Below are 5,245 nucleotides of genomic sequence, written 5' to 3' on the forward strand. Positions count from 1 at the left end.
CCCGCGCGCCGAGCGTCGCAGCCCCAAGCCGACGCTGATCACCGATCGCCCGACGCGTACCATGTGCCCCGACTGCTTCGTCGAGGTCTCCGTCGGAGGCGACTGCGGCATGTGCGGTGCACAGGTCGTCTGACACACCCGCACGCACGAACGAACCGCCCCGGGATTGACCCGGGGCGGTTCTTCGTCGCCGCGCGTCAGCGAGCCGAAATGGTCCACCCCGCCTCGTGCGACTCACGCGGATCGAGCGAGACGACGCCCGTGTCGAAGTCGTACGCGTCGTCGTTGAACGCGTCGGGCGCGCAGGTCATCGGCTCCACCGCCAGCCCGGCGCGGTGTCCGGGCGTGCCGGGGCCGGTGGGCAGGTCGGCCGTGTGGATCTGCACCCAGGGGCACTCGCCGGCCCAGCTCATCGCCACGCCTGTGCCCGACGGATCGGTGACCACCACCTGAGCGCGGCCGTCGGCATCCCGATTCAGCCCCGTGTACGCGTGGTCGATCTCGACCGCCCCGAGGACGCGCTGCTCGCGGAAGTCGAAACGGTCGGCGTCGACGGTGACGGATGCCAAAGCCACCGGTGACAGCCGGTCCGGCGTCACCTCCAGCACGGTGTCGGCCGGGAGGGTGAGGCTCCATTCGTCCAGGGTCGCGGGGCCGGCGACGAGATACGGGTGCGGTCCGGTTCCCCACGGTGCGGGCGTGTCCGACAGGTTCGTCGCGTGAACCGTCTGCGTGAGGCCGTCGGCATCCAGGCGGTACGTCGTCGACACCACCAGCCACCACGGGTACCCCGCCTGCGCGGTGATCGTCGCGCTCAGCGTGACGGCGCTGTCCGAGGCGTCGGTGATGTTCCAGTCCGCCCACGACAGCAACCCGTGCAGGGCGTGACCGCGGTCAGGCTCGGTGAGAGGGAGCTGGTGCTCGACGCCGTCGAAGTGGTGGATGCCGTCGACCACGCGGTTGGGCCACGGCGCCAGCGTGGTTCCGCGGTAGGCGGGACGCAGCTCGTCGGCGTCGAACGGCACGACGAGGTCACGACCCTCATGAGTCAATGAGCGCAGGGAGGCGCCGACACTCGCAATGGCGGCTTCGTAGCCGTGAGCGCGGAGGACGACGGGGGTGCCCGAGACGAGCGTAGGGGTCTCGGTGGGAACGGCAGTGGTCATGTCGCCATTATCGCGGTCGCGCCCCCGGAGCCACGGTATCCCGGGCCGTCACGGCGTCGGGTCGGCGCTCAGGCGGTCGCGGCACCGCCACCACGGCATCCCGTGTTGTCAGTCGCGCACGGTCGCCCGCACTCGCGGGTGTTGCGTCGTTCGTCCGGGCGAGGAGCCCCGAGAACGACGAATGCCCCGACCGTGACGGTCGGGGCACTCGGGGAGGGCGCTTATTTGAAGGCGTCCTTGACGTTCTCGCCGGCCTTCTTGACGTGAGCCGAGCTCTGGTCGGCCTGGCCCTCGGCCTCGAGGCGCTCGTTGTCGGTGCCCTTGCCGAAAGCTTCCTTCGCCTTGCCGGCGATGTCTTCAGCGGCGTTCTTGATCTTGTCGTCGAGTCCCATGGCGGCTCCTCCCGTGTGGTCTTCGGGTATTTCCCGATGACCACCACGCTAGGTCGACTCCCCCCGAGCGGCGGGGGGCTTGAAATTCGTCTCGGCGTGAGGCAATACCTCGGGTTAGGTTCGAGGAGTGCGCGCCTGTCCTTCCCGCTTCCTGCTCACCGCCGAGGCTCCGACGTGAGCACCCTCGCCGATTTCCACAGCCTCCTCGACGAGGCTCCGCGCGAGCCGCAGCGCAACGGTCGCGCCGGCCGCATCGCCCTCATCGTCTTCCTCGTCGTCACCTTCCTGGTACTCGGCAGCGCGGGCGGATACGTCTGGTGGGCATCGTCGGCCGCTCTTCCCGCACCGACCGTCACGTCGCAGACACCCATCGCGTCCGCGGGGCCGGCGGCATCCCTCGCCCTGCCCGCCGACGGCGAGATGCTCATGAGCGTCGAGGGCGGCGGAGACTATCTGGGACCGGATGCCGCGGGGGCCTTCGCCTCGTCGGGCGGCAACGACGCGCGACCCATCGCGAGCATCGCGAAGCTCGTCACGGCCCTCGTCGTGCTCGACGCCCACCCGCTCGAGGGGCCGAGCGATCCCGGTCCGACGATCACGTTCACCGAGGCCGACACCGACCTCTACGACCAGTTCTATGTGCAGGATGCCGTCATCGCATCCATGCCCGACGGGCTCAAGATGTCGCTGCACGACTCGCTGGCAACCATGTTGATTCCCTCGGCCGCGAACTACGCCGTCGCCAATGCCCGCTGGGCGTTCGGCTCCGAAGGGGCGTATGTGCAGGCGGCGCGGTCGTGGCTGAGCGCGAACGGCCTGAATGACACGCGGATCGTGGATGCCACCGGGATCGACGAGCGCAACACGAGCACGCCCAGCGACCTCGTGGCCCTCGGCCGGATCGCCGCGGCGAACCCCGTCGTCGCGGCGATCGTCCAGACGCCCTGGATCACCGTCCGCGGTCCCGGGACCGTCACCAACACCAACGACCTGCTCGGCACCCTCGGCATCTCGGGTATGAAGACCGGCAATCTGGGCGATGGGACGTTCAATCTCCTCTTCACCTCCTCCCTCGACGTCGGTATCGGCGCCCCCCTGAGCATCACGGGTGTGCGCATGAGCGGCGCGACCCACGACAGCACCGATGAAGACGTCGCGCTCTTGCTGCAGAGCCTGAAGGACGGCTTCCACGACCTGCCCCTGGGGACCGCCGGCGATGACATCGGCACGATCTCCACGCCTTGGGGCTCGCGCGCGTCGCTCGTGCTCGCGAAGAACGCGGCGCTTCGCACCTGGTCGGACACACCCGTGACGGTGAACCTCGACACCTCCACGCCGCAGAACTACGCCGACGGCGAGGTCGTGGGCACCGTGACCTGGACCGCCGGCCCGCAGACGACGGCATCCGAGGTCAAGATCAAGGGAGCGATCGAGGAACCGACCCTGTGGTGGCGTCTGACCCACCCGACCGAACTCGGCTGACGCGTCCCCGCGAGTCACACCGCCGGCAGCTCCGCGTGAGCGACGACGGCGTCGCCGGTGTCTCGCAGTTCCATTCGCGCCGCGTCGCCGCGCAGCACCGCCGCGTTCATGCGACAGACGATGGGGACGGCTGAACCGAGCACCTCTCCGGCGCTGAACTCGGTGCCGTCCTCCCCGACGAAGACGAGCTCGTACGTCGCTCCCACATCGAGTCCCGACGCCTCCAGGTACGCTTCCGTGCCCCACGTGTGGGCGACGACGTCCGCTGAGACATCGATACCGCCGATGTCGTCGCGCACCTCGATCTGCTCCACGGCGCCGAGGGTGCCCGGCGGGCCCGACGGCGCGGGAGCACGGACCGCGCCGGCACCGTTCGCACCGATCACGAGACCCGCGGCAAGGCACGCCGCGCCCACGAGCGGCACGACCCACCGCCGGGGACGCCGCGCGAGAGGAACCATCGGCGCTGATCCGACCGCCATCGAGGCGCCGCGGTCGAGCGAGGTCTCGATCCGCGCGAACAGGTCGCCCGCATCACGGGGGGTGGTCCATCCGAGATCGCCCTGGCGCAGCCGCCCGGCCACCCCTTCGAGCGCGGCGAACTCTTCGGCACGCGCCGCGTCGGAACGACGGAGCCCCTCGAACTCCGCCGATTCGGTGGGGGTCAACTCTCCCGCCAGCGCGGCGGCGACCAGTTCGGCCCAGCGGTCATCGGGAGTGCGCATCAGGCTCCTCCATCTCTTCGAGGTGCGCACGGAGGGCGCGCAGTGCGTGAAAGGTTCGGGTGCGCCAGGTCGCAACGGGAACGCCCGTGGCATCCGAAAGCTCCTGGTACGTGCGACCGTGAAGGTGGATTGCCACGACGGCCGTGCGGTGCGCCTCCGTGAGCACCGACAGCGCCTCGAGCATCCGCAGACGTTCGAGAGGATCGATCGCCTCCGCCGCCCGACTCTCGAGCTCCGCGTGGTCGCCGATGAGGGGCAGCCGGGCGCGGGCGCGGAGGGCGTCCACGATCACGTTCCGGGCGATCGAAAACAGCCAGGTGCGCTCGGAGGCCTCCCGGGAATCGAATCGCTCGCGCGCTCGCCATGCCCGGAGGAACGTCTCCTGCACGCAATCTTCCGCGAGAGGACGGTCGCGGAGCGCGTTCACGGCATACCCGAGCAGCGCACTGCCGTTGTCGTCGAACGCGCGGCGGAGGTCGAATCCCACCCCCGCGATGCGTCGTCGAGACGCGTCCATGCGCCGCTCCCTGCTCCGTCCGGCGGACTCCGTCATGCGCGCCGTCCTCTCCGAGGCTAACGGTCGCCCCGACGGCGGCCTGCGAGGTATACGTCGCCGACGGGCTCGGCGTTCATGGCGGAGCAATTCCCCGCGGCGATGAACGCTCGGACGCTTCCTGTCGTACACGCCCCCAACCGGACGCTCCGCGTCCCGATCGAAAGGCACGACGATGACGAAGAAGACGTACGCCCGCCCGGTGACGATCGGCGCCCTGGCCGGTGTCGCCCTGTTGGCCGTGGGATCCCCCGCCTTCGCCGACACCGAGGTCGACGAACCATCGCAGTTCACGAGCGCATTCACCGTGATGGCGACGCCCGACCAGGTGATCAACAACGACGGGGTCGCAACACCGGGCCAGAGCGGTGCGACCGGCACGTTCACATTCCGCATCAACTCCGACCAGGAGATCATCTGTTACGACATCCGCCTAGAGGGAGTCAGCGGCGACTACCAGAGCCCGGCGAAGACCGCGACGCACATCCACGAGGCTGCCGTCGGCAAGCCCGGCCCGCCGCGCATCGCCTTCCCCAACCCCGCGCCCGTCGGCGACGGCCCGCGCACCTCGTCGGGATGCCTGCAGGGGCCCTTCACCACCGGCGTCGTCGCCAACGGTGCCGACACCGGGACGAACTTCTCGCTCAAGCAGATCGAGGCGAACCCCGCCGGCTTCACCGGCGACTCCCACACCGTCGACTTCGCGGCCGGAGTGGTCCGCGGCCAGCTGACGTCCATTCCCGTCGGCGGGGTCGACACCGGCGCCGGTGGAGCGGCAACGAGTGAGTTCTCCGGCTGGGGACTCGCCGCCACGGCCGGCGGGCTCGGCATCGTCGCCGCCACCGCCCTCGTCGTCAAGCGCCGCCGCGCGGCCTCGGCCGAGTGATCGACGCGCGGCGCGGTGCGCGCTGGCAGGCCCCGCTGGGG

Annotated in this window: 6 protein-coding genes; 2 read left to right on the forward strand and 4 right to left on the reverse strand. The window is 70.2% G+C overall.

The window, feature by feature from the left end; all coding sequences use genetic code 11:
- Window positions 1-197: 197 nt before the first annotated feature.
- Both RWP81_RS13960 and RWP81_RS13965 read right to left on the reverse strand, forming a co-directional pair.
- Entirely contained in the window at window positions 198-1,166 is a 969-nt protein-coding gene (locus RWP81_RS13960) for an aldose 1-epimerase family protein (protein WP_314457073.1), read from the reverse strand.
- Window positions 1,167-1,387: 221 nt separating this feature from the next.
- The gene (locus RWP81_RS13965; RefSeq protein WP_183420097.1) at window positions 1,388-1,558 is read right to left on the reverse strand and encodes a CsbD family protein; all 171 of its coding nucleotides are present in this window, start codon (window positions 1,556-1,558) and stop codon (window positions 1,388-1,390) included.
- Between the two features lie 174 nt (window positions 1,559-1,732).
- Between RWP81_RS13965 and RWP81_RS13970 the strand changes: the two genes are divergently transcribed.
- Entirely contained in the window at window positions 1,733-3,040 is a 1,308-nt protein-coding gene (locus tag RWP81_RS13970; RefSeq protein WP_314457075.1) for a D-alanyl-D-alanine carboxypeptidase, read from the forward strand.
- A 14-nt stretch (window positions 3,041-3,054) separates the two neighbouring features.
- Here the strand turns inward: RWP81_RS13970 and RWP81_RS13975 are convergent, their stop codons facing one another.
- Together RWP81_RS13975 and RWP81_RS13980 are read right to left on the reverse strand one after the other, a co-directional pair.
- Complete coding sequence (locus tag RWP81_RS13975) at window positions 3,055-3,765, reverse strand: anti-sigma factor (protein WP_314457076.1); 711 nt, start codon at window positions 3,763-3,765, stop codon at window positions 3,055-3,057.
- Window positions 3,749-4,282 (reverse strand): sigma-70 family RNA polymerase sigma factor, encoded by a 534-nt coding sequence (locus tag RWP81_RS13980; RefSeq protein ID WP_314457078.1) that lies wholly within the window; start codon window positions 4,280-4,282, stop codon window positions 3,749-3,751. The genes RWP81_RS13975 and RWP81_RS13980 overlap by 17 nt, the downstream gene beginning before the upstream one ends.
- A 211-nt stretch (window positions 4,283-4,493) precedes the next feature.
- Between RWP81_RS13980 and RWP81_RS13985 the strand changes: the two genes are divergently transcribed.
- Complete coding sequence (locus tag RWP81_RS13985; protein WP_314457080.1) at window positions 4,494-5,204, forward strand: CHRD domain-containing protein; 711 nt, start codon at window positions 4,494-4,496, stop codon at window positions 5,202-5,204.
- The last annotated feature ends 41 nt before the right edge of the window (window positions 5,205-5,245 follow it).

It is taken from the genome of uncultured Microbacterium sp., assembly GCF_963521695.1.
Lineage (GTDB): Bacteria > Actinomycetota > Actinomycetes > Actinomycetales > Microbacteriaceae > Microbacterium.